The organism is Thalassobacterium sedimentorum (assembly GCF_031127905.1).
Classification (GTDB): Bacteria; Verrucomicrobiota; Verrucomicrobiia; order Opitutales; family Coraliomargaritaceae; genus Thalassobacterium; species Thalassobacterium sedimentorum.
The window spans coordinates 19,579-44,092 of record NZ_JARXIC010000011.1 but is presented as its reverse complement, the minus strand read 5'-3'; the positions used below and the strand labels follow the sequence as shown (position 1 = coordinate 44,092).

The 24,514-nt window shown below is 50.8% G+C and carries 20 protein-coding genes; 12 read left to right on the top strand and 8 right to left on the bottom strand.

Going from position 1 to position 24,514, the window contains the following annotated elements; all coding sequences use genetic code 11:
• The first annotated feature begins 3 nt into the window (after positions 1 to 3).
• Genes QEH59_RS08280 through recF form a run of 3 tightly spaced genes read left to right on the top strand, consistent with a single transcriptional unit; the run spans position 4 to position 3,096 of the window.
• A complete protein-coding gene (locus tag QEH59_RS08280) occupies positions 4 to 786 on the top strand; it encodes a Cell division protein CpoB (protein ID WP_308984898.1) in 783 nt (260 codons plus the stop codon).
• 51 nt (positions 787 to 837) lie between these two features.
• Positions 838 to 1,989, top strand: coding sequence for a cysteine desulfurase family protein (locus tag QEH59_RS08275; protein ID WP_308984897.1), 1,152 nt, complete (start codon positions 838 to 840; stop codon positions 1,987 to 1,989).
• A gap of 18 nt (positions 1,990 to 2,007) precedes the next feature.
• Positions 2,008 to 3,096, top strand: a complete 1,089-nt coding sequence (gene recF, locus QEH59_RS08270; RefSeq protein ID WP_308984896.1) for a DNA replication/repair protein RecF — start codon at positions 2,008 to 2,010, stop codon at positions 3,094 to 3,096.
• Between the two features lie 44 nt (positions 3,097 to 3,140).
• On the opposite strand, the gene QEH59_RS08265 is transcribed toward recF, so the two are convergent.
• Positions 3,141 to 3,644 carry an NUDIX hydrolase gene (locus QEH59_RS08265; RefSeq protein WP_308984895.1) on the bottom strand — a complete coding sequence of 168 codons (504 nt, stop codon included), beginning with the start codon at positions 3,642 to 3,644 and terminating at the stop codon, positions 3,141 to 3,143.
• A 292-nt stretch (positions 3,645 to 3,936) separates the two neighbouring features.
• Between QEH59_RS08265 and QEH59_RS08260 the strand changes: the two genes are divergently transcribed.
• Genes QEH59_RS08260 through QEH59_RS08240 form a run of 5 tightly spaced genes read left to right on the top strand, consistent with a single transcriptional unit; the run spans position 3,937 to position 10,812 of the window.
• Positions 3,937 to 4,473 carry a hypothetical protein gene (locus QEH59_RS08260; protein WP_308984894.1) on the top strand — a complete coding sequence of 179 codons (537 nt, stop codon included), beginning with the start codon at positions 3,937 to 3,939 and terminating at the stop codon, positions 4,471 to 4,473.
• Positions 4,474 to 4,530: 57 nt separating this feature from the next.
• On the top strand, positions 4,531 to 6,198 hold the full coding sequence (gene pilM, locus QEH59_RS08255; protein ID WP_308984893.1) for a pilus assembly protein PilM: 1,668 nt from the start codon (positions 4,531 to 4,533) through the stop codon (positions 6,196 to 6,198).
• Between the two features lie 5 nt (positions 6,199 to 6,203).
• Positions 6,204 to 7,187, top strand: coding sequence for an Amuc_1100 family pilus-like protein (locus tag QEH59_RS08250; RefSeq protein WP_308984892.1), 984 nt, complete (start codon positions 6,204 to 6,206; stop codon positions 7,185 to 7,187).
• A gap of 5 nt (positions 7,188 to 7,192) precedes the next feature.
• Complete coding sequence (locus QEH59_RS08245) at positions 7,193 to 8,098, top strand: hypothetical protein (protein ID WP_308984891.1); 906 nt, start codon at positions 7,193 to 7,195, stop codon at positions 8,096 to 8,098.
• Between the two features lie 53 nt (positions 8,099 to 8,151).
• Positions 8,152 to 10,812 (top strand): hypothetical protein, encoded by a 2,661-nt coding sequence (locus QEH59_RS08240; RefSeq protein ID WP_308984890.1) that lies wholly within the window; start codon positions 8,152 to 8,154, stop codon positions 10,810 to 10,812.
• A 296-nt stretch (positions 10,813 to 11,108) separates the two neighbouring features.
• Here the strand turns inward: QEH59_RS08240 and QEH59_RS08235 are convergent, their stop codons facing one another.
• Positions 11,109 to 12,986 carry a hypothetical protein gene (locus QEH59_RS08235; RefSeq protein WP_308984889.1) on the bottom strand — a complete coding sequence of 626 codons (1,878 nt, stop codon included), beginning with the start codon at positions 12,984 to 12,986 and terminating at the stop codon, positions 11,109 to 11,111.
• 76 nt (positions 12,987 to 13,062) lie between these two features.
• The gene (locus tag QEH59_RS08230) at positions 13,063 to 13,605 is read right to left on the bottom strand and encodes a DUF4136 domain-containing protein (RefSeq protein ID WP_308984888.1); all 543 of its coding nucleotides are present in this window, start codon (positions 13,603 to 13,605) and stop codon (positions 13,063 to 13,065) included.
• Between the two features lie 87 nt (positions 13,606 to 13,692).
• Here QEH59_RS08230 and dtd point away from each other — a divergent pair, with 87 nt between their 5' ends.
• Positions 13,693 to 14,151 (top strand): D-aminoacyl-tRNA deacylase, encoded by a 459-nt coding sequence (dtd, locus tag QEH59_RS08225; protein ID WP_308984887.1) that lies wholly within the window; start codon positions 13,693 to 13,695, stop codon positions 14,149 to 14,151.
• Positions 14,152 to 14,181: 30 nt separating this feature from the next.
• Here dtd and QEH59_RS08220 read toward each other — a convergent pair whose 3' ends face one another.
• The 4 genes from QEH59_RS08220 to queA form a co-directional block, all read right to left on the bottom strand.
• On the bottom strand, positions 14,182 to 14,754 hold the full coding sequence (locus QEH59_RS08220; protein ID WP_308984886.1) for a YceI family protein: 573 nt from the start codon (positions 14,752 to 14,754) through the stop codon (positions 14,182 to 14,184).
• Positions 14,755 to 14,787: 33 nt separating this feature from the next.
• On the bottom strand, positions 14,788 to 15,636 hold the full coding sequence (locus QEH59_RS08215; protein ID WP_308984885.1) for a hypothetical protein: 849 nt from the start codon (positions 15,634 to 15,636) through the stop codon (positions 14,788 to 14,790).
• A 13-nt stretch (positions 15,637 to 15,649) separates the two neighbouring features.
• On the bottom strand, positions 15,650 to 16,162 hold the full coding sequence (locus QEH59_RS08210) for an RNA polymerase sigma factor (protein ID WP_308984884.1): 513 nt from the start codon (positions 16,160 to 16,162) through the stop codon (positions 15,650 to 15,652).
• Between the two features lie 62 nt (positions 16,163 to 16,224).
• Positions 16,225 to 17,313: a tRNA preQ1(34) S-adenosylmethionine ribosyltransferase-isomerase QueA gene (gene queA, locus QEH59_RS08205; RefSeq protein ID WP_308984883.1), complete on the bottom strand. Its 1,089-nt coding sequence runs from the start codon at positions 17,311 to 17,313 to the stop codon at positions 16,225 to 16,227.
• A gap of 80 nt (positions 17,314 to 17,393) precedes the next feature.
• Here queA and prfB point away from each other — a divergent pair.
• The 3 genes from prfB (at position 17,394) to QEH59_RS08190 (ending at position 22,963) form a co-directional block, all read left to right on the top strand.
• Positions 17,394 to 18,552 (top strand): peptide chain release factor 2 gene (gene prfB / locus QEH59_RS08200; RefSeq protein ID WP_308984882.1). Its coding sequence is split into 2 segments (ribosomal slippage): positions 17,394 to 17,471 and positions 17,473 to 18,552, totalling 1,158 coding nucleotides; the frame shifts between segments, so codons are not numbered across the junction.
• Positions 18,553 to 18,827: 275 nt separating this feature from the next.
• The gene (locus QEH59_RS08195) at positions 18,828 to 20,261 is read left to right on the top strand and encodes a hypothetical protein (RefSeq protein ID WP_308984881.1); all 1,434 of its coding nucleotides are present in this window, start codon (positions 18,828 to 18,830) and stop codon (positions 20,259 to 20,261) included.
• Positions 20,262 to 20,431: 170 nt separating this feature from the next.
• The gene (locus QEH59_RS08190) at positions 20,432 to 22,963 is read left to right on the top strand and encodes a glycogen/starch/alpha-glucan phosphorylase (protein WP_308984880.1); all 2,532 of its coding nucleotides are present in this window, start codon (positions 20,432 to 20,434) and stop codon (positions 22,961 to 22,963) included.
• Between the two features lie 466 nt (positions 22,964 to 23,429).
• On the opposite strand, the gene QEH59_RS08185 is transcribed toward QEH59_RS08190, so the two are convergent.
• Entirely contained in the window at positions 23,430 to 24,476 is a 1,047-nt protein-coding gene (locus QEH59_RS08185; protein ID WP_308984879.1) for an NADP-dependent oxidoreductase, read from the bottom strand.
• Positions 24,477 to 24,514 lie beyond the last annotated feature (38 nt).

The window sequence follows — 24,514 nt, the reverse complement described above, 5'->3', positions numbered from 1 at the left end:
TCAATGTTACGCAAGTTTTGCTATTACCACCTCATTATTCTCGCTTTAGTGCATCTAATTGGTTGTGCACCTAGTGGTGTTGAAATTGTGAGTGAGACTGATGAAAAGCAGTATCAGTTGGGGCAGGACTATAAGAATCAGGGGCGGATGGAAGAAGCGTTGGGTGCTTTTCTGCGTGTGTTGGAGGTGCGGCGGGATGCGCCTGAGTCGCATTTAGAAGCTGGCTACATTTATTTGCGTACCATGAAGGATCCTGTGCGGGCGATTTATCATTTTGATCGCTATTTACAAATTAAGCCGCAGTCACCGCAGGCCACGCAGGTGCGCCAGTTGATTGAAACTGCACAAAAGGAGTTTGCGCGTCAATTGCCTGCGCAACCCTATGAAGGAGAACTGGATCGTATCGATTTGATGGATTTGGTTAAAACCTTGAAACAAGAAAATGACAGTTTGAAGCGTGATTTGATGGCGTCGACGGCGAGGGTTGAGCAGCTTGAGAATATGCTGGGGCAGGCGCGACGCGCACCGGCTCCGGTTGCAGCCCAGGCGGGGCAATCAGGTGTAGGCGCTACCGCTGTGGCTCCCACGACTACAGCAGCTAACAGCGTTCCCAGCCCCAGTGATGCACCTCGCACTTATACCGTACAACCGGGCGATACCCTGAGTGCGATCAGTAAGCGCTTTTATGGTACGCCTTCACGTTGGATTGACATTTATCAGGCCAATCGCGATCGACTTTCCAGTGAGAGCGCCCTGCGCGTGGGGCAGGAAGTTCGCATCCCATAGTGGGCGAACTTCATTTGACCTATATTGAGCTTCGCTTAGCGTATTGGGACTATGAAGCCACGCTATTTCGACTATAATGCGACTACGCCATTGGCTGGGGCTGCAAAATTGGCATGGGTGGAAGCGACTGAGGCGCAGTGGTTGAATCCCTCTAGTCCGTACCGGCAAGCTGCTGGCGTACGTGTGCGCTATGAGGCGGCCCGCACGAGCGTGGCGCAACGCATCGGTGTGGATGCAGGAAGAGTTGTGTTTACCTCAGGAGCCACTGAGGCGAATAATGGAGTGATGCGGTATTGGGCCGAGGTGCTGGGCCCCAATGCGCGCGTGGGCATTAATCCGACTGAGCATCCGAGTGTCATTGAGGCGGCTAAGGCATTTTTAGCTGAGCGGGTGTTGTGGCTCCCGCTGTTATCAGATGGGCGTGTCGACGAACATGCGGTGCAGCGATTAATTGCGGACGGAGACTTGGCAGCATTGTCTGTAATGGCAGCAAACAATGAGACTGGTGTCATTCAACCGTGGCAGTCGATTGCGCGTCTGTGTGCTGAAGTGCACTTACCCTATCATTGTGATGCATCGCAGTGGGTGGGGAAGATGCCTTTGTCTGGCTTGGGCGATTGTACTTATGTGACAGCTTGTGCGCATAAATTCGGTGGGCCCAAGGGGGTCGGCTTTATGGTGTTACCAGCTGCAGGTGTGGAACCTTGCCGTTTATTATATGGGGGAGCGCAAGAAGCAGGGCAACGAGCCGGGACAGAAGATGTGGCTGGAGTTCTGTCCATGGTCGCGGCGCTTGAACATGTAACCCTTGGAGAGCCAGCTGCCCGTGATGCCTTTATTGCAGAACTATCGCGTCGCTTGCCGGGGGTTCAAGTTATAGGGGAGGGCGTTGAGCGTTTGTGGAATACCGTTTCGTTAATTATGCCAGAGTTTCAGAGTGTGCGTTGGATACGTTCTTTAGAGCGAGCCGGCTTTTTGTGCTCGGCGGGTTCAGCTTGCTCGACTGGGAAGTCGACGCAATCGTCGGTTTTGCGTGCGATGGGACTGGACTCCGCGAGTGCGGGACGAGTCTTGCGTATTAGTTCCGGCGCGGAGACCACCTTGGCTGATTGGTATGCCCTGGTAGAAGCCTTGATGAGTGGTTATCAAGCTCTGAAGGCCGAGGCAGCGTCTTCGCGGAGTCAGGTAATCTCAATTGATTGACATCGGAGAGCTGATTCCATGCGTTTTCTAAACCTACGTTTGCAAAATTTTCGTAATATCGAGTTTACCGAACTTCCTTTGGGCGGTGAGCGTCATTTTTTACTTGGGGCAAATGGACAGGGGAAGTCTAACTTGTTAGAGGCGCTGGGGCTGGCCACTGCATTGCGTTCATTTCGTACGCAGACTTTAACAGCTTTGCCACGCAAGGGCCATAAGGAGTATGCACTGGTTTATCAGTTGGAGCATGATCATCAGGGCGCGACACATTTAGAGATTCACTCGGGTAGAAGTGGGCGCAGCGTGCAGGTTGATGGTGAAAAGGTGACGCGATTAGTTGAATTTATTGGTCGCTTTCCGACGGTCACGCTTTGTTCGGGGGATTTGATGCTTTTGCGTGGAGGGCCTGGTGAGCGTCGGCGCTTCATGGACTTGACGCTTGCCGTGGTGAATCGTGGTTACTATACGGCATTGCGCGACTTCCATCGTGGCATTGCAGAGCGGAACCGTCTCTTAAAAAATGGTGGCAGCGCAGCTGAGTTATCTGCTTTCGAGGCTGAAATTGCACCGCATGCGAGTACCATCGCATCCTATCGTGAGGCGGGTATGGCTGAGTTGCGGGCGGTCTTGTGTCGCGTATATGATCAGATCGCAGAAGCTGGCGAGGGCCCGGAGCTGGACTTTCGTCCTAATGTTGATTGCCGCGATCCAGAAGTCTACCGCAGACTTTTGCAGGACAGTCGTCCCAGAGATCGTATGATCGGTGCCACTCAGCGTGGTCCTCACCGAGATGACTTTCACTTGGCGTTGCAAGTCGGGGGCGCGCGCGAATATGCTTCGGACGGTCAGCAACGAGGGCTGTGCGTGGCGCTTCGCATTGCACAGGCTAGTTTTTATCATCAGCAGTTGGGTGTGGCTCCAGTGCTATTGGCTGATGATGTATTGGGGGAATTGGATCCCGTGCGTCGTCAAGGATTTTGGCGTGCATGTCCGGCCGAATTGCAGGTCATTGCTACTGGCACTGAATTGCCGGTTGATTTAGATGAGTGGCGTATCACATCTATAGCCAACGGGCAGGCGACTACTGCAGCGACGGGTCCGTTGGTGTAGTTCTTTTTTGACTACATGCTACTGCATAGATATACCTAGTTTGCCTAGGGTGTAATCTTCAGTTCTTCCGTGATGTCGAGTTGTCCGCCTGGGGCGCAGTTCGCGCGTAAACCGATAAAGCCCTCTTTATATTGATCATAATAAGGCCACAGCAGGCTGCGATCAGTTTCTGGTATGGGTAATTGCTCTATTTCCTCGCGCGCAAAAAACGCAAAATGGCCTTCATTGATGGCTTGTGGGAGATGTGCGAGTGTTTTTTTGCAATCAAAGAGAAACATTAACCAATGGCCGGTGCCTTCATAACTTTTTTCAGAGATGTAACCGAAGCAGTGTAGATCATGGTCTTCGAGTTGCAATCCGATCTCTTCTTGGGTTTCGCGGCGGGCGCATTCATAAGGAGATTCCCCGGAATTCATGTCCAGTTTGCCGCCGATCGGGCTCCAGCAGCCTAGGTTGGGAGCCTTCTTGCGTTTTATGAGTAATTGCTTCCCCTGCGCATTTTGCACAAATACGAGGGCGCTAATCTTAAAAGGGAGCGTTGTTTGCATGTTTTAGAGGCTTTGCTTACAAAGTATTTCTGCAAGTGAATTCTCCCTTTCGTACTGTCTTAATCCCTTTAAAAAAGGCATTTATCTGCTAATGGTGTGGTTAAGGACAGTGAATCAAATTAAGAGTTCCTAAGGAAAGCTAGGAATTCTCCGAAAAAGGGGTTGCTATGCGCGAAGCCAGTACATAGCAATTACAGCCTCATGCCGCTAAGTTGCGGTGATTTAGTTTATCCCCTGAAACATGAAGAAATATTTTGCCCCAATTCTGACTCTTCTAGCTAGCGCACTTATTATGTGTGCACAGGAAGCTATTAAGGTAGATCGTGTTGATTTTAACTCCTTGCGTGATGATTGGATACAGATGGAAATTGAGTTGTCCTGTGAGGGCAATCCATCGGAAGAGGCGCGCCATAAAAATTTCGTAGAGAACATTAAGGTTAAAGTTTACTTGGCCTATACTCGCGATGCTTCCTCGCGTGAGTATGATTACTACACCAGTGAAGCTGAGATTATCATCATGGAGAAGGGGGATGATAATAATGTGTATTTTTATTTACCTGGTTTAATTGCTGAGCGTGATAACTTGAAGCAGGACCCCGACTTTTATTACGTTGAAGTCTCGGTCGATGGTGAGGCGCAAAAGCCGCAGAAGACGGCGATGAGCAGTAACATTCCAAATATTGATATTTTAAATTCGTTCGTATCGAAAGCAGATTCAGAAGGCGCGGCTAATGAACATCTATTGATGCCCATCTATCTGGTTTCCGGTGTTGAGCTTGGTCGAGTGAGTAAATTACCTGCCTTCTTGCGCCGCGACGTTCGAAACTAAATGCCCTCCAATCCAATCATCTCTATCTATTGAATCGTTCCTCCAAGGGATTATTACATGAGCAGCTCTAAGCAACTTATCATAAACTGTGGCGCAAGCCGAGTCACCGCAGCGGTGGTTTCCTCAGGCGGGGGCACACTTCAAATTGAAAAATTAGTTACGGAGAGTCTGCAATACGACTATTCGAACGATGATGCATGGCTCGATGCAGTTGGGCTCGCATTGCGTGATTTGCACGGCAAGCATAAGTTCTCCGGAAAGGCTTCGTTTATTATTCCGGGCAACCAAGTGCTGACCAAGACAATTCGTATTCCGCATGTGGAAGACTCGAAGCGTGCGCAGATTATTGCTTTTGAAGCGCAGCAGAACATTCCCTATCCCTTGCATGAAGTTGTTTGGGATAGTCAAGTGGTCGGCGACGATGGCGTGGAGACTGAGGTCCTCTTTATCGCCTGTAAGTCGAACACCATTGATGATTTTTGTCGGGAAGTATCGCAGGCGGGATTTACTGCTGAGACGATCAATGCGGCGACAGTGTTGGATTACAACGCGATACAGTTCGCCTATCCTAGTTTGGATGAAGATGTGCTGTTGATTAACATTGGTGCTCGTTCGACCAATTTACTTTTCAAGAATTCAGAAGGTTTCTTTGTTCGTAATATTCAACTGGGTGGCAATTCGCTCACACAGAATATTGCAGATAGCTTGGGCAAGCCCTTTGCGCAGGCAGAAGAGGTGAAGCATAAATTCTTTAATGCGGGCATGGATTATTCGCAGGATGATTCAGGTGCGAAGTTGTTGAGCTCTTGTTCGGATTCCTTCATGCGTCGCATGAGTCAGGAAATCACACGCTCGATCGTAAATTACCGTCGTCAAAAGGGAGGTGCCGCGCCGAAGCGAATTCTGTTGAGTGGTCGTGGAGCTTTGTTGGAGGGGCTTTCCGAACAGCTGGCCACAACACAAAAGGTCGCAGTGGAATTTTTCGATCCCTTGCAGAATGTCACCTTGGATGGGGATATTGGTTCTGATTCCAATTCATTGCGCCTTGAGATCAGTGAGATCATAGGTGCTGCTGCGCAGGATCTTGTTGCTGATAGTGCAGGCGTGAATTTATTGCCGGATGAAGTGCAGCGTGAGATGCAATTTGCTTCAAAGAAGCCATTTTTAATGGTTGCTGCGATCTGTCTGGCGCTTGCGCCATGGCCTGCATTTATTGGTTATAAGCAGCTTAGTGCCGGATATACCAAAGCTGCGGAGGCGACCACAGCGCAAGTGGCTCCGCTACAAAGTCGACAGGCGCAGATCGCCAAAAACGCGCAGCGTGCGGCGGAGATTAGCGAATCTATTAGCCGTGTTGAAGGCTTGGTTAACTCCAAGAGTAACTGGATTCAATTTTTCGCAGAGTTACAGGAAAGCCTGACCACTGCTGAGGACGCTTGGTTGGATTCACTTAAGGTGAATCGTGAAAAACCAAGTCAGGGGCCAGCTTCTTATGAAGTCGTTGTGGAAGGGCAAATGCTTGTGCGCGAAACGGCTAACGGTAATGGTGATATCGACCAAGCCGTGTTGTCACGTCGCATCAAGAGCTTGCAGGACAGCTTTGAAAGTTCAGAGTTTATCGTTTCCTCGAAGCCTCCGAAAATCAATTGGAGTAGTCTGCACAACGGACTCAATGTATTACCTTTTACTATTAACTTGGTCGTGGATACAGCCAAACCACTCTAGACACCATGGGTCTCCTAAAGAAAAATCTCACTTTCACCATTATTGTGGTCATTTGCCTATTGGCATTTGGCGCAGGTGCATACCTCGCATTCGCCGAGTCGGGTAAAATCGATCAAGCGAAATCAAAAATCACGAGTGCGGAATCACAGCTCAATAACATGCGCTTTGCTGATCCTGCACCCTCGGAAGAGAACGTGGCCGCTTCACGACAGAATGTGGAGCAGTTGGTCGCGGAGCTGAATAAAATCCGAGATAATCTGGAGCGCGGTTCGCGAATCACCGCATCAAGCGATGGCATTGGTGTGATGGCTGGTGTGCAGCAGTTCATATCTGATTACCGTCGCAAGGCAGCCGCTCATGTGGACGAGAACGATATCGAAAGTCCGATTGAATTGCCAGAGAACTTTGGTTTCGGATTTGAGCGGTATGTTGACAATGCCAGCCCGTTGGAAGACGAGTCTAAGATACAGGCGCTGGATAAACAGCGTCAGATCCTAAGTTACTTGTTGGACCGCTTAATTGCTGCAGATCCAGAGAGTATTGTATCTGTGCGGCGTGAAGTTTTGGAGCAAAGCGGTCAGGCCCAAGGCCGGGATCAATCCCAGAGCTTCAGTATTAGTCCTGCTGTTTCGGCTCGTGTGCCTGGAGCGGTGGAGACTATGGGCTTTAGTCTTTCCTTTACTGGATATACCGACTCCTTGCGTGAGTTCTTGAATTCGCTGGCCAAGTTCGATTTGCCGATTGTCGTGCGTAGCATTGAAGTGGCACGTCCGACCGGGCAAACCGCTAAAACCAACGCGGGCAAAAAAGGCAATGATTTGGATGCCATCTTTGGTGTCTTTGGTGGGTCTTCAAATTCTGCTGCAGAATCAGCGGCCCCTGAAGAAACAAAGAAATTAGTGATCTCTGAAAATACTTCCACATTTACTGTCGTTCTCGAGTTTATCGAGATCGTCCTTCCGGCGGATTCTGCTGAAGATAACATTTAGTTTCGATGAATAAGATTTACGATAAGCTCATCCTTGCCGTCGCAGTGCTTCTACTTGCTGGTGGAGTCGCACTCTATCTAAAGCAGGCAAATGCCACGCCTTCTATGTCTGCGCCCGTGAACGCGCAGACTGGTGATAGCCCCTATGAGGCAGTCCCCATGAAGCCTTCCCAGTCGGTCGATGCAAGTTGGCCCGAGGTCGAAGCGCAGCCATCTGGTCCTAAGTGGATCTATGATGTCTTCACGCCGCCTAAGATTTATGTCGATATGAGCACGGGGGAATTCTCTGCAGACCCACCTGTTCAGGTCGCGCCGCCACCTCCTTTCGGAGTGTATCTCGCTTCAATCGATCGCAAGCCTTACCGTATCCAGCTTGAAGGATACATTGAGGAAGACCGTTCCGATCCATCCAAGACACTACTGCTGTTATTTGACGAGGAAGCGCAGAAGCAAGTGCGGGCACGTCCTGGCACTGAAAAGGAAGAGGCTGAAATTGAATTGTTGAACTTTGATATTCAACGCATCCGTGATGCGGATAATAATATCGAGGTGATTGCCAAGGCAACCATTCTTGACCAGCGCACTGGTGAAGAAGTTGTGCTGACTCACGGTGAACGCCGCTATGATTCTGGGGTGACTGTTGTGATTCGTTCCAACGAAGATTCGAGCTATGTTAAGGAGCTAACTGAAGCGCCTACTGAGTTCGAAGGGCCGCTTGGTCAATACACCCTGGAGGAAATTAACCTTGAAGAAACATCCGTTACTGTGAAGAAACATGCTATCGAAGATGGAGAGCCCGAAACTGTGACCTTAGAGGTCGAGTCGGCGGCTTCTTCTACCCCAACTACAAACAACACACCGACAAATGATCAAAATGAAGATGTAAGCGATGCTTTTGACCTTATGTTTTGATTGCACACTGATTTAAAAACACTTTAACAAACAACTAGTTGTCATCTAAAATTATGAAAAAATACCTCGCAGCACGCACGCGCGTCTCCGCTCTACTTGTAGCGGGCGCGCTAGGAACCTCCGCTCTTGCCTTGCCTCAATTGGCAGAGGCACAAAGCGCACCGGAAAAGATCAGCCTGATGGCCGACACGCTACGTGCTCGTGATTCTGGAAACTTGGACCTGGCAAAGGAGAAGGCTGAGGAGCTGATTAAGATCGCTCCCAATGATGAGAATGTTCAGCGCTTGCTGGCTTCTATTAACCGTGATTTGGATCGTCGTAGTGGCGGTACTTCCAGCACAGTATATGGTAAGGCACCAAATCTTTCTGCCGAGACCGCAATGGCTGTATCTGCTGGTTCATCGAGTGCAACTGGCGCCAATGCGATTGTTGCCGCCGCAGCTGCTGATCAGGATTCAAAGATTGCTGCAGCTCAGAACGCGATCGAGGATGCTGAGCAACTTGCAGAACTGGGTGCTTACTCGGACGCCTCCACTCTTCTGAATTCGGCTCGCGCCAGCTTAACATTGAACACTGCCACAGCTTCTACTATTGAAGCACTGGACGAAGCTAAGGCGAAAATCGTTCTCGAAGAGGCAAAGGCACTGGCTGATGCCGGCGATCCTAAGGCAGCTGAAGCACGCATGGAAGACTATCGTGCTGCTGGTGGCGATTCCGCTGCTGCTCGTCGTTTATCTGGTAAGTTGGATGATCAAATCACCAATCCATACGATCTCGATATTAAGGAGATCAGCCCAGAATACGTCGCTCAGTCCAAGGTGATTCGTGACCTCTTGACTCGTGGCCGTGCACAATACCTGAACGGTGATTATGACGGTGCAGCCTCTACGTTTAAAGAAGTCGAAGCACGTGACGCCAACAACTCCGAAGCAAAACTGTTTCAAACTAAGATCGCAGAATTGCTCGGTGGTATTCATAAGCAAAATTTCTACAAGACACGTGAGCAAATGCTGACGGAAGTGGATCAAAGCTGGGAGCGTCCTAAAGTGTTCGACATTCAAAGTGCTGGTCCAGATGTCGTGGTTAATCCAGGTCTACAGGACAAGTTAAATGGTATCATTATTCCTCAAGTAAACTTCTCGGGCATGGAGCTGACACGTGTCATCGAAACTCTGTCTGAGCTTTCCGTTGAGTATGATCCCGAGCGTGTTGGTGTGAACATTGTTCCATTGTTCAATCCAAACGATGCGAATCCACGTGTGAACATCAGCCTACGTAATCTAAACTTAGATCGTATCCTGCAGTTTGTGACACAACAAGTTAACTTTGCTTATGACGTAGGTGGCGATGCCATCACAGTCAGCCCTGATGGCGGTAGCAGCGATGTGAATACAGTCACAGAATTCTTCCCCATCTCTCGTGCTACAGTGATTCGCCTCACAGGTTTCCGTGATGGCGGTGGCAGTTCTTCCGGCCCTGTGGATCCATTTGCCGCACCTTCTGCCGGCGGTGGCGGTCCTTCCCAGAACGATGAAGTTGAAGCACTGCAAAACTTCTTCCAAAGTGCTGGTGTAAACTTCGAGCTTCCAGGTGCCAGCCTTGCTTTCGATGGAGAGCAGTTGATTATCACTCAAACACGTCGTAATTTGGAGCGTATGCGCATCATTCTTCGTAATTATAACGAAGTGAAGCAAGTTGAGATCGAAGCGAAGTTCCTTGAAGTGTCTCAAAACGACCTTGACGAGGTTGGCTTTGACTGGACAGTGACAAGCGCTAGCGGTAACCAAACTTTTGATTTTGGCGGTCGCCAATTGGCAGACGCTTTCGGAGTGAACACTGATAGCAGCACGATCAACATCGTGACACCTTCCGGTTCGACTACTTCAGATAATTCTGCTCCAGATCTACCGACCACAATTGATTTGGCTTCTGGCCTGAGCACAGATTTATTTTCTGCTGCTGGTTGGAGTGTGAATGGTGCTGGAGTCGATTTTGCGATCCGTGCTCTATCACGTAAGTCAGGTAGTGACTTGATGAGTGCGCCTAAAGTAACCGTACTTTCTGGTAAGCGTGCAAATATCACCGTAGCGCAAGAGCTTCGTTATCCTGAAAGTTATGGCGACATCGAGTCGACTGTTTCATCCAATAACACTGGTGGTGCAGCGATTTCGATTACTGCAGGCACACCGCAGGATTTCGTCTCTCGTAATGTCGGTGTGGAAATGTCAGTAACTCCAAATGTTGAGAACGACGACACCATTAGCCTGATTCTAGAGCCACGTGTTACAGAGTTCGAAGGCTTTGTGGAATACGGCGGTCCTAGCATTGCTTTGGCGGATGAGACAGTTGCTACAGTTCCTGCTGGTTTCTATCAACCGATCTTCTCTACTCGTGAAATTTCGACTGAGGTAACTGTTTTTGACGGTGCAACAGTTGTTATGGGTGGTTTGACTCGTGATGAAGTTAAGAGTGTGAATGACAGTGTGCCTGTACTCGGTGACATTCCTGGTCTGGGACGTCTTTTCCGTTCGGAAGGTGAAACACGTCAGAAGCGGAATCTTTTGATCTTCGTGACTGCAAACTTGGTTAGCCCAGGTGGCTCGCCTGCACGTCAGAACTATCGCAATGTGAATGCGAACTCATTGTTCCAAAATCCAACGATTATGACGCCTGCTGGCACTGTAAATCGTTCGATCGAGCCTGCGGCTGAGTAATTCCTGGATTAGATCACTATTTAAATCAAGCCCGCTGGAAACAGCGGGCTTTTTTCATGTCGAGTGATAACCATCGATTTCGACTGTCATATAGAGCAATCATTAGTAGTTCCGAAGGTAGCCTTGAAACTGAGTTTCGGGGGCGTGGGCATGTCTCCGGTTCTAAGAATCGATGCTATGAGAACGGTCTCGATGTGGTTCGAATCTTTTGCGAATAGGTCGGGTGCCCATTCTATTGTGACTGGCTATTGATGTTTTGAATTGCGAGACCACGTCTAGCACGAAAGAAGTTTTAATTACTCAGATGCTGGCTTCTTAAAAATTCGAACCGAAAATTGTTGGGTGTCGAAGGTTCCATAATAAGGTTTTTCGATCCATTCTGGAGGATGTGGTTGTGAGGATAATTGCCAAGCGGTGCTGGATTCTATGGTGCGGGGAGTGATATCATTTCTAGCCACCCAATTGGTGAGTTTGGCGAAGGGGGCGCCTTGACGTCCGCCCTGAACGACAACGAAGTCGATGGGGGCCTGCGTTTCAAGGCCAGCAAAGAAATCTGCGGAAGCTTGGATCCCATCAGCATTCTCCCAATAGAAAGTGCCGATCGGATGTACTTGTGGAAATAGTGCGGCCGTGGCGGCAAACGCGTAGGGCATGGCGACGTAGAGTGTTTCGCCTTCGCTGTAGCGTTGTAGGTTTAAGTTAATGTCGCGTGCGCCGACTTGCAGCATCAGATCTGTTACGAAGATGGTCCCGGGATTTTTTTCTATTTGCTGCCATTTATGGGCCCACAGGCTGATGAAGATGATTAGCAGACCAGTGCAGCAGTAACGAAACTTGTGTTGATCCTGTGTGATTTGCAGGCATAGGCCTAGGGTGGATGCTGCGGCCAGGAGTCCGCCCCAGCGAGTTTGTAGAGCTGATAGAACTAGTAAGCCGAGCACTAGGCAGAGGAACAGAGCGTTGCGTGTGCGTTTAAGTGAGCGTAGGGCAAACAGTGCGAGTAGTGTAACGCTCAGCGTTTGCAGGTATTCTGCCTGGGCCCATAGGCCATTGCTAAAGGGGCTTTGAAATTCGACGATGTAATCATGCACCCGTCGCATCATTGGGTTTAGCCAAGGATGCGCTTCACTTTGATAGATTACTAACCAGGCCAGTGGGCTTAGGCCCATGAGTAGGCCTAGCCCTAAGCTGAGGATTTGCTGCTTCCTGCGCATTAGTAGCGGCGTCAGGCAAAAGAGAGTGGTCCCGATTTGCGCGAGAATAAAGATTGGATGTATGGTGGCAATGGAAGGGCTTAAGTTGAGGCGTCCGTCGCAGAGGCTGAGCAGGATCAGAGTCAGGCAAGTGGAGCCGCCCCAGTGCAGCACTGCTTGCGACATCTCTGCTGCGATTCGCTGGCGTGCTCGATAGCATTCGATCGCTATTCCGAGGGTAATGAGTGCCGCTAGAGCTGTCATTGTAGTGGCGCTCACCCACCAGCAAAAGCCGGCGCCGATTCCTGCCATATGTGCCCATGATTTACGCTGCCGTGGCGGGCATTGCTGTGTGCATAGCCCCACTAACCCAATTAGATGGAGTAAGAAGAAGAATTGAAAGATGACTTCGTGGTCGAGCCGAGAGAAGGCGAAGTCCCATGCGATTCCCGCATTGAAATAGAAGAGTCCAGCAAACAACAATGCGGCAGCTCTGCCAGACCAGCGGCTGACCGCCCAACTGCCGAGTATGATGGCCAGAATATGGATGCTGGAACCTAGCCAGTGTGCGAGGTGGTGAATGCCGCGCTGGCGAGGCCATTCCTGAATTTTGGCGACTAGTGTTCCGCCGCTACTTAGTAGGTGAGCGAGGCCCGAATGCCAGCGATTGGGGCGTCCCGTGGGCAAACCTTCGTCTGGACGGTGGAGTAGTTGAGTCGGGTCGCCAGCAGCTAAAGCGTCAGCTACATGCACCCATTGGTAGGTGTCATTCGAGCGGTAGATTGGGTATTGCCAGGCGAGTGACTTCAGATCTTCGTTTTGCCATTCCGGTGGGAAAAAGCTTTCGCTACGTTCGATCCACACGCTTTCCCACTTCTGCCAGCACCAGATTGTGAGAATGCCCAAAAACAGGCCCATACAGAGCACCATCCATACGGCGAGTGGGCGTGTAGTGGTGGAGGTGGTGGCGGCAGGATCCATTGCCGTACATTAGTGCGGCTGTGACGCTCGGATCAATCTTTTGTGTCACTGTGGTGTGTGGCAATTAGCCGACTGCTTAGTATGGGGGGAAGCTGGCTAAAATTTCTTCGACGATCATTTGCACTTCTTCGTCATTGGGGGCACTCCAACCGAGACGTTTTGTATAGGTCCCACGCCAAACTAGCTCTTTGCTAGCCTGGTCGATGATATCAATGATGAAGGTGCCCTCTTCGTATTGGTTAATATCCAACTGGCTGAACCGGCCGTATCCATAGTATGGATATCGACGGAAGGGCGTAGGTCCCACGCCCAGATCGTTGACTTCAGTTTTGGTTTTAGTGATGGTGTTGAAAGTGATTCGAAAATCCGGTTCTGGGCAGTCCTGTTGCATTCCTTTGGCTTGCAAGGTCCGGCTAATCGCTTGTTCGATGCGACGATCTACAATCGGGCTGAGTACGATGTCCTGGTAGTTGGAGCGAGTTTCACGGCTGTCGATGACAAAGCACTGGTAGTTGCTGATTTTAGCAGCTGAGGCACGGTCGTAATCCACAGTGGTTGGTGAGACGCAGCCAGCCAGTAAAAGAGTCGCAAGCAAAAGTAAGGAGACGATAGGCTTCATAATAACAGGTAAGGTAGTTGAAGATAGCTCGATTGCAACCGTGAGTTTTTAGTTCACTCGAGGGAATAGATTGCTTTGAGTTCGGCTATGCGAGCAGTGATTCAAAGAGTTTCGAGTGCGAAGGTGGCGGTGGCTGGCCGAGTCGTGGGCCAGATTACTGGGCCGGGGCTGTTGATTTTCCTTGGTGTGGGCCGGGAAGATACGCAATCTGATGCGGATTGGTTGGTCGGACGTATCGTGAAGCTGCGAGTTTTCGAATCTGAGCCAGGGCGTATGGATCAGTCGTTGTTGGCCGTCTCGGGGCAAGCACTGGTGATTAGTCAGTTTACCTTGTATGGTAGTTTAAAGAAGGGCAACCGGCCTTCATTCAATCGCGCGGCTTTGCCAGAGCAAGCCGTGCCGCTCTACGAGTATTTTGTTACGCAGCTGTCGCAGGCGCTGGGTATTGCAGTGCCAACCGGTGAGTTCGGTGCGCATATGAATATTGATGCACAGAACGATGGTCCTGTAACGCTGGTGGTAGATTCACAAGCGCGTGACTTTTGAGCGCCTAGTGTTTTACGATTGTTTTTACGACTACTTGCGGTGGGCTTCGATGTTGATTGTGACATCTACTTCGTCGCCGACAGCAGGCTTTCCGCCATTGACGCCCCATTCCGTGCGGTCGAGTGTGGTGGTCGCTTCCCAGCCGGATAGTTGAGTTCCGCGCATGCCATCACCGAAGCCGAGGAGCTCGACGTCGAGTATGACAGGTTTGGTGATGCCGTTAAAGCTGAGGTCGCCGGTGACCTTGAATTCGTTTTCATTATCAGTGGCCTTCCATTCAGTAGATTTGAAGGTCATTAGTGGGTGTTGAGCGGCATTGAAGAAGTCATCTTCTTGCAGGTGCGCATCGCGCTTCTGATTGTCGGTGTCGACCGAGGGAATTTGAATGGTGGCTTCAACCGAACTTTGGGTGAGGTCTTCGCGGTTGATGGACAGTGTGCCTGCAAATTCAGAGAAATTTCCGGTCGTTTTCGCGACAAAGTGGCGGATGCTGAATTTAACTGAAGAGTGGCTTGGGTCGATGGTGTAGAGCTCCATGTCGGCGGCATTGCTGGTCAGCGATGCGAGGATGGAGGCCGTGAGAAGGTAGATTGTTTTTTTCATATATGATATTGCTGAATCGAGTAGAGGATTTGATTAGATGAATTCGGGAATGTTTTCTTTGGTGCCTTTTACCGAGAGGATCTTGACCTGTTCGCCATCGACCCAAATTTTAAATGCTTTACCGGAGCACTGAAAGACTTCGGGCTCGAGTGGGAGGGCGTCAGGATAAGTGGCCTTGTCGGCTGTAATCAGGTGGTATACTTCGCCTTCTTTAAAGCAAATCATGCTTAATTTGGCCCCTTTGAACTCATAGGTAATACAGCCTATGGTAGGCATTTTTTTTATGCAGTTGGGAATGGATTTCGGGAAGGGAGCCTGCTTGCTAGCGAGGAAGGTTTGCAGTTGTTCGGGCCGATGGTCGCGCCGATCGAATTCTCCGCTACTCAAAGCATCGATCTCATCTGCGAGAAACTGAATGACAGGTGGTAGACCAGCGATTGCTGTAGATTCGGTGAGGGCGTCATTGCTCTTCGGGACATTTAAAACCGTCATCATGATGACGAATAGGGCGGCGATGCCAGTCCAGGGACTCTGCCACCAGGCACGCTGTTTTGCGCTGACTTCCGGCGGGCTGGATTCCGTGCTGCCTGGCAGGCCTTCTGCTGGAAAAGGGATGCTGGAGACAGTCGTTGTATCTGCGGCGTGGGCCTGATGCAGGCGCATACCCGCAAGAATGCTGGCTTTGAGGTCGGCAGGCACAGTGATTGAATTGATGCTCTTGCTGATTTGGGCATCGATCGCTTGTTGCTCTTCGAACCATGCCTTGAGTCGGGCATCAGTTTCGAGTCGAGCAAAGGCTTCTGCAAGCAAAGGGTCTTCACGGTCCTCTTGATTGCCAGGACGGCAGAGTTCGAGGAGTTGTTTGGCTTCTTCGTGGTTCATGACAGTGACTCCTTTAAACGGTTTCGGTTTCCTTACGTTTGAAAATATCGCGCAGTTGGGCTTTGCCTCTGGACAAGCGTGACATGATCGTGCCGATAGGCACGTCCAGCGTTTCCGCTATTTCCTTGTAGGAGAGATCTTTCATGTAAAATAGCGCGAGTGGTTGACGGTAAACTTCGTCAACTTCTTCGAGGGCTTCCACTGCTAGATTTGCGTCCATGGAGCGTCGAATGTGTGGTTCTACGGCACCGCCGGCCGCTTCGAGCATTTCGGGCTCGTAGTGGTCCATCCGGCTTTCTTTACGCCGCCGGCGTAGGAATTCGCGATAAAGTGTGGTGAATAACCAGGATTTGACCTTGGACTTATCGCGCAGGCTGTCGCCTTTTTCCGCATAGATGAAAAAAGTCTGTTGGGCGAGGTCGCCCGCCTCATGCTCGTTTTTGGCTAGACTGTAGCCAAAACGATAGAGTGCTTGATAGTAGGTACTCACGATTTCGTCGAAGTTTAAAGTTTCTGGATCGTTCATGTGAGTGTTGTGGAAGGAGATTATTCCCGATTCTTTAAAGAGTATAGAGTGCAGGCAGGAGCTTACAGAATGAGCATGGCGTCCCCATAGCTGTAAAAACGATACTTGTGATCAATTGCCTCGGCGTAAAGTTCCTTTAGCCATGCGATGCCATCTACACTGCCTGGCGTGAGAAAGGCAGCGACCAAGCAGAGCAAGGTGGATTTTGGTAAGTGGAAGTTGGTGATCATGCCGTCAATTGCGGCGAATTGAGCGGGCGGATAGATATAAATGTCGGCTTCGGCCTGCACGGAGCCAGCCGGGGTGAGACATGTCTCGGGGGAGTGTTGCGTGCGACGTATGGCATCTTCGATCGAGCGTACTGAGGTGGTGCCGACTGCGATGCGTGGTCCCGTGCTGGCATTTTGTAGTTCGGCAAAGGCCTTGCCAGGAATCTCATACCACTCGTGGTGGATGTTGTGTTCTTTGATGTTTTCCACCTGGATTGGGTGGAAGGTACCAATGCCGACTTGTAGTGTAAGGTCGTGAAAACGTGCGCCCGCCTGCTCTAAATCAGTGATTAGCTCGGGTGTGAAGTGCAGTCCTGCGGTGGGCGCGGCCACGGCGATGCGTTTCTTGAGGTCGGCGTAGACGGTTTGATAGCGCTCGTTATCGTTGCTGCGGCGTGGGTCGTCGTTGCTGCGCTCGATATAGGGGGGCAGGGGGAGGATGCCGAGACGCTCGGACAGCTCGGTCACAGATTCGTTGCGTTCGGGGTGAAAGCGGACGCGATAATTACCATTACTGCCAGCTTCGAGCACATCGGCAGTGTATTCGCCCGGCAGGCCAAAGCTGCCGGCGTTAAAGGTTTTCTTACCCGGTTTGAGTAGACACCACCAGGTTTGGGCATCCTCAGCCGGTTGTAGCAGTAGGCACTCGACCTTGCCACCGGTAGGGCGTTGGCCGAAGAGGCGGGCCTTGAGCACGGCTGCATTATTGCGAAAGAAGCGGGTTTGGGCAGGTAGAAACTTCCCTATCTGAGAGAATTGCGTGTGTGTGATGGAACGCGTTTGACGGTTCACTACCATCAGGCGAGATGCGTCACGTTGCGTGGCTGGCTCCTGAGCGATGAGCTCTGACGGTAGGTGATAATCAAAGAGGGAAATATTCATTCACATCTTTTTCTAGTGCGAAGGCATCGAGGTAAACATTTTTATCTTTAATATTCGGTGGGCTTTGTTGCTATTGCGCTATGAATTTAATTACACCTGAAGTTCGTTCGCAAATACAAGAGCTCACTCGTCGCGCTGGCCATATCTGGAGGTATCTTTGACGGGGATACTAAGAGAGCACGTATTGATGCCTTGGAGGCACAGATGGGGGAAGGGAGTTTTTGGGATGACCAAGCGGCCGCCCAGAAGGTGATCGCTGAAGCGAATCGACTTAAAAACACAGTGAACCCTTCGAAGGCGTTCAATGCAGAGATTGCAGATTTGAAAGCCATGCTGGAATTGGTGGATGAAATGGGCACTGACCCGGATGCGGAGGTGTATCAGCAGGAAATCCTGGACACATTGAAACGTCTGCAGCCAAAGCTGGATCAGCTGGAGCTGGCGTCCTTCCTGAGCGGACCGCATGACGCGTGTAATGCCTTTTTAACCGTGAATTCTGGTGCGGGTGGCACGGAGAGTTGCGATTGGGCGGATATGATGCTGCGCATGTATACCCGCTGGGCCGAGCAAGCCGGTTTCAAAACGGAGGTGCTTGATATCCAGCCAGGGGAAGAGGCAGGCATTAGCTCGGCCACGATTCGTATCGAGGGACCCAATGCTTTTGGTTATGCGAAAGCTGAGCGTGGGGTGCACCGTCTTGTGCGGATTAGCCCATTTGATTCCAATGCCCGGCGGCATACCTCATTCTCCTCTGTGGACGTTACTGCGGAGATTGAAGACGATGTGGATATCGAGATCGATGAGGCCGATATTCGAACCGATGTGTACCGGGCCAGTGGGAAGGGAGGACAGCACGTCAACCGGACTGAGTCGGCGGTGCGCCTGACTCACCTGCCGAGTGGTATCGTGGTGACCTGCCAAAATGAGCGTTCTCAAATTAAGAATAAGGCGACGGCGATGAAGACATTGAAGTCACGTCTTTATGAAAAGCAGGAAGACGAAAAACGCAGCGAGATGGAAAGATTTTACGGTGAGAAGGGCGAGATCGCCTGGGGGAACCAGATTCGATCCTACGTGTTTCAGCCTTATCAAATGGTCAAGGATCTGCGCACAGGTGTGGAAACCGGGAATGTGCAAGCCGTGATGGACGGTGCGCTCGATCCCTTCGTGCATGCGTGGTTGCGCGCCGGTGGCCCCACGTCACGTGTCTCTGCCGCGGATCGCGAATTTGGGGATTAGTGCGGAGTCGCGTAGTGGCTGCTTTAGCTGCCATATTCATTGTGCTGAGCCTCAGGCGGTCTTGCCCTCTCCGCTCTGCGGGGCTTGGTAGGTTGTGGCTGACTGGCTGCCGCAGTAATTGGTACAATTGCCCGTTCGGTCGTAATTGCCTGTTGCGGCTTCTAGTTTGCTCCGGTCCCTTGACATATTCGCACGGTCAGACAGGTGTATTGTTCTTATCAAAAATCTTAGCCAAGTCCGCGAATCGGGCTTGGTTGAGTTAGATCCGACTCGATATGAAAGAAGCAAATAGATCAGCCTTAAGCTACGAAGATGCCTTGCAGGCATTTTCTGATCAGAGCTTGTTTGAAAACAAGACTTGGCGTTATTCTCCAGAGGCGTTTCCGCTGACACCTGCGCAAGTGAAGCAGGTCGAGCAGATTGGGCAGGCTTGCTACGAGTTCTACAAAGCGCAGGAGTCACTTTACCTGCGCTCGGTCGAAGGGAAGAATTTGCTGCGCAATCGACCGCTGAAAGCACCTTGGGTGGCCGCGTATTTGGACCGTGGCAAGCCGGAAGCTTTGATTCAGCATGCGCGGGCCAAGGCCTTGCGTGGCACCGTACCGATGGTGATTCGCCCCGACCTGTTAATGACGGAGGATGGGTTTGCGATGACGGAGATCGATTCCGTGCCGGGGGGCATTGGTCTGACCGCGTTTTTGAATCAACTCTATGCCGATGTGCATGGCGATGCGTTGATTGGCGCCGGCACTCAGGATATGCTGACGGCCTTTTATCAAGCTCTAGCCAGCCGGGTGCCCAATATCTCGGCGCCCTATATTGCAATCGTTGTGAGCGATGAAGCGGCGACCTACCGCCCTGAAATGGAATGGTTGGCTTCACAGTTACGTCAGCTGGGCAAGCGGGTGCACGTGTTTCATCCCGATGATGTCATGCCGTTGGGGGACGACATCTGTGTCGGTATGGATGGAGACCCGCAAAAGGTTGATGTGATCTACCGCTTCTGGGAGCTCTTTGATTTGGCCAATGTGTCGATTGCTGACTTCTTGCTGAAAGCCCGGGAGGCGGCCCAGGTGCGGCTGACACCGCCGATGCGTCCTTTCCAAGAAGAAAAGCTGAACCTCGCGCTCTTTCACCATCATATCTTGGAAGATTTCTGGCGGGAGAATTTGTCCAAGCAGGCCTATAAGGTGCTGGCTAAAGTTATTCCAAAGAGCTGGGTGATGGATCCAGTTGAATTGCCGCCTAATGCAGTGTTGGATGCGCCCTATATCGGAGGCAAGCCGATGACGGATTGGTCACAGTTGATCGATGCCAGTAAGAAAGAGCGCAACTTAATTATCAAAATTAGTGGTTTTCACGAGAGCGCATGGGGCGCGCGCAGTGTGACCTTGGGGAGTGACTCCTCGCGGGCGGACTGGGAGCGTGCGATTCAACAAGCCATTGCGATGGCGGACACATCGCTGCACATTTTACAGACCTACGAAAAACCCAAGCGTTTACGGCATCCAGTCTATGCAGCCGATGGGAGTGTGTATCAAATGGAAGGTCGTATGCGGCTGTGCCCCTATTATTTCGTGGATGACACGGCTAAGGTCGCAAATTTGCAAGGTGTTTTGGCTACACTTTGTCCGGCGGATAAAAAAATTATCCACGGCATGAAAGATGCCGCCTTATTGCCCTGCGTCATACGTGAGGCGGCAGTTTGAGCGAATCAATTGGGGGATATGTCTCTTTTTTGAAAACTAAGATCAAATTTGTAAGGATTCGGCGTCTTTTTTGCTTTCTATCTTCCCTATTGGGGCGAAATGCCTATTTAATGCACCCAGACAGGTGCTTCTCGACCTACGCTAGTTTTATTTAACATCACACATATCTCATGACTACAAAAGCGACTAAATCAAAGAAATCTCCTGCGAAAAAAACTGCGACCGCCCCGGATGGGGGAAAAGCTTTTCGCTTCGACGTCGGTGATAGTAAAGAGTCGATGAAAACATCGATTTTGAACCATTTGCGATACACCCTCGCACGCCACGAGGAAAACGCCACTCAGGATGAATGGTGGACGGCGACGTGTTATGCGGTCCGCGATCGCTTGTTAGACCGTTTTATGAAGACGCAGGCGGTGCACCATAAGCAGAAGGTGCGTCGTGCCTATTATTTGAGTCTCGAGTATTTGATGGGCCGCTTGCTGATTAATAATCTGCACAATGCAGGGCTTTTCGAGCAGACGCGTGACGCGCTGACCGAGTTGGGGCAGGATTTTAACGAAGTCGCCGATGAAGAAGCGGACATGGGTCTGGGCAATGGTGGTCTTGGGCGCTTGGCCGCTTGTTTCCTGGATTCGCTCGCGACCCTGGATTTACCTGCGGTTGGTTACGGTATTCACTACGAGTTCGGTCTTTTCCGTCAAAAATTCCGCGATGGCTATCAAGTCGAGCTGCCTGATAACTGGATGGACAAGGGCTGCCCATGGGAGGTCATGCGGCCTAATTTTGCGCAAGAGGTGAAGCTTTACGGCCGTGTTGAGCATCAGATGGATGATAAGGGCGTCTTTAAGCCTAAATGGGTCGACACCAAGACAGTCGAAGGTGTGCCTTTTGATATTTCAATCGTCGGCTACGGCGGCGAAACCGTTAATTTCCTACGTCTCTGGGGCGCGCGTTCCTCGGATGAATTCGATCTCGATACTTTTAATCAAGGGGGCTACACTGAGGCCGTTCACGAGAAGGCTTTCAGCGAAACCATCACTAAAGTCCTGTATCCCAACGATAGCACTGAGAGCGGTAAAGAACTGCGCCTGGTGCAGCAGTACTTCTTCGTGAGTTGCTCCTTGCGCGACATTATTCGCCGCTTCGAGGCAAATCATAGCGATTGGTCTGAGTTTGCGGATTACAACGCGCTTCAATTGAACGATACCCACCCGGCTATCGCTATCCCTGAGTTGATGCGTCTATTGATTGATGAGTATGCGCTTGAGTGGGATGCTGCTTGGGAGATCACGCGTGGCGTGTGCAACTATACGAATCACACCCTACTGCCAGAGGCTTTGGAAAAGTGGAGTGTGCCCCTCTTTGAGAAGGTATTGCCGCGCCACTTGGAGATTATTTACGAAATCAATTCACGCTTCTTGCAAGGTGAAGTTGAGGCAAAGTGGCCAGGCGACGATGCCAAGAAGTCTGAGCTTTCGATCATCGAAGAGGGCAACCCTAAGATGGTGCGCATGGCCTATCTTTCAGTCGTTGGCTCCACCAAGGTGAATGGTGTGGCTGCCTTGCACACGGAGCTCTTGAAGAAGAATCTCTTCGCGACATTTCACGAATTATACCCAAACAAGTTGATCAATATGACCAATGGCATTACGCCACGTCGCTGGTTGCTTGCATGTAATCCTGGGCTGAGTGAATTGATCACTAAAGAAGTCGGGGACGGTTGGCCGAAGCACCTCGATGAGTTGCAAGCGATTTCAAAGTTGGCTGACAATGCTGCTTTCCAGAAGAAGTTCATGGATATCAAGCGTGCGAACAAGCAGGCCTTTGCGGACTTCGTCTTGGAAGATTCCGGAACAGAGATCAGCCCGGATGCAATCTTCGATGTTCAAATCAAGCGTCTACACGAATACAAGCGCCAGCATTTGAATCTGCTGCACATTCTGACGCTCTACCGGCGCCTGCTGAATGATCCGGATTATGAAATGAACCCACGCGTCTTTATCTTTGGCGCAAAGGCGGCACCGGGATACGCTCTGGCTAAGAATATTATTCGCGCGATCAATAAAGTCGCTGAGAAGGTGAACAACGATTCGCGTATCAATGGTAAGATCAAGATCGTCTTCCCGCAAAACTATCGTATCACGATGGCCGAGAAGATGATTCCCGCAGCGGATCTCTCCGAGCAAATCTCCACTGCTGGTAAGGAAGCTTCTGGTACGGGCAATATGAAGCTCGCGCTGAATGGTGCGCTGACCATCGGAACCCTGGATGGGGCGAACGTGGAAATCGGCGAAGAGGTCGGCGATGAGAATATCTTCATTTTCGGTAACACCGTAGAACAGGTCGAAGCGATCAAATCCAAGGGCTACAATCCATATGACTATTACAATAGTAACTGGGAGTTGAAAGCTGTGATCGATTGGTTGCGCTCAGATTATTTCACACCTGGCGAGCACGACGCCTTCGCTCCACTCTGCAGCAGCTTGCTCGAGGGAGGCGACCCCTTCCTTTGTCTTGCCGACTACGCCGACTACGTGCGTGTGCAGGAGGATGTGGATAAGGCTTTCAGCGATAAGAAACGTTGGGCCAAAATGGCGATTATGAACACTGCTCGTGTTGGGAAGTTCTCATCCGATCGCACCATTGGGCAGTACGCCGAACAGATCTGGCACTTGAAGCCTGTTCAGGTGGAGGCATAAGTCGCACCGCTTTGCAGCAAAGCCCGTCCACTTACATTGGACGGGCTTTTTTGTGGGCGTATGAGCATATGCTGGTGCCGCTAAATCCCGTGACTTCGCCAAAAGTTTGGAGCAAATCGCGATATTTTTGGTAGCTTCGGTTCTTAGCACCGGGGAGATGCCGATCGCCTTCGGAACATATAGCATTTCTCAAAATTCTTTGCGCTTATACTACAGCATAAGAATTTAGAATATGCTTAATGGCTAAAGCCGGACCGCTTACCTTTGGCTGTGTAACCTCAGGTAAGAGTGAGCGATTATAGCATGAGGCGGTTCATTTAGATTTCTTCATTTCATCATACGATTTACGTCATTACTCTTGAGAAGCGCTCCAGTTTCGAGGCTACCTTTCGGCCTGTCTACCAGATCATGCATTCTTAGAATGGGTATGACTGTATCCTTTCTCAGCGACTGTTCTAGTTTCACTCTAGAGTGCACCTACTTGTATGACACGCTTGCCGAAATTCTCTCCACGCAAAAGCCCGATGAATGCAGCAGGTGCTTCCTCGAGTCCATGGATGACTTCTTCGCGATAATGAATACGCTCGGCCTTGAGCCATTCACCCATTTCTTTTGCAAATTCGGGGTAGAGTGGGGCGAAGTCGTCGAAAATGATAAAGCCGCGCATTGTAATGCGCTTGCGCAGTAGTTGTCCCATTAACCAACCCATACGGTCAGGGCCGTCCGGCAGCTTGGTTGCATTATACTGCGAGACCATTCCGCAGACGGGAATGCGTGCATTTGCGTTTAAATGTGGCAGTACTGCATCGAAGACTCGGCCACCTACATTTTCAAAGTAAACATCAATTCCGTCGGGTAGCTTTGCAGCGAGCTCCGTCTCAAAGTCGTCGGATCGATGGTTGATGCAGGCGTCGAAGCCTAAGTGCTTGACTGCGTGTGTGCATTTCTCTCCTCCACCTGCGATGCCCACCACGCGGCAGCCTTTGATTTTTGCAATTTGTCCCACAGTGGAGCCCACCGGACCTGTGGCTGCAGCGACCACCACCGTTTCGCCTGCTTGAGGCTGCCCAATCTTTAAAAGCCCCGCCCAGGCGGTGAAGCCTGGCATGCCTAAGATGCCTAGGGCCCACGAGGGGTGCTCAAGGTCATTTGCTAGTTTCGTAACACCCTGGCCATCTGACAACGCGTAATCTTGCCAGCCATTGGCACAGAGTACCCAGTCACCCACTTTGAAATTGTTTAATTTAGAGCTGTGTACGCGCGCCACGGTGCCACCTACCATCACCTCGCCCAGTTCTACTGGTGGTGCGTAGGACGGTGCATCGCTCATGCGGCCACGCATATAGGGGTCAAGCGATAGAAAGACAGTTCGTAGTCGCATCTGCCCAGCTGCGGGAGTGGGCACGGCTTTCGATTCCAAGCGTAGTGTTTGCTCCGTGGGTTCGCCTTGAGGGCGTTCTGATAATACAAGTTGACGGTTTTCGTTTTCAGTTTGTTGGGTCGATTGGCGCATAATAAGTTGTGCTACGATACATCGAACGGTGAAACATA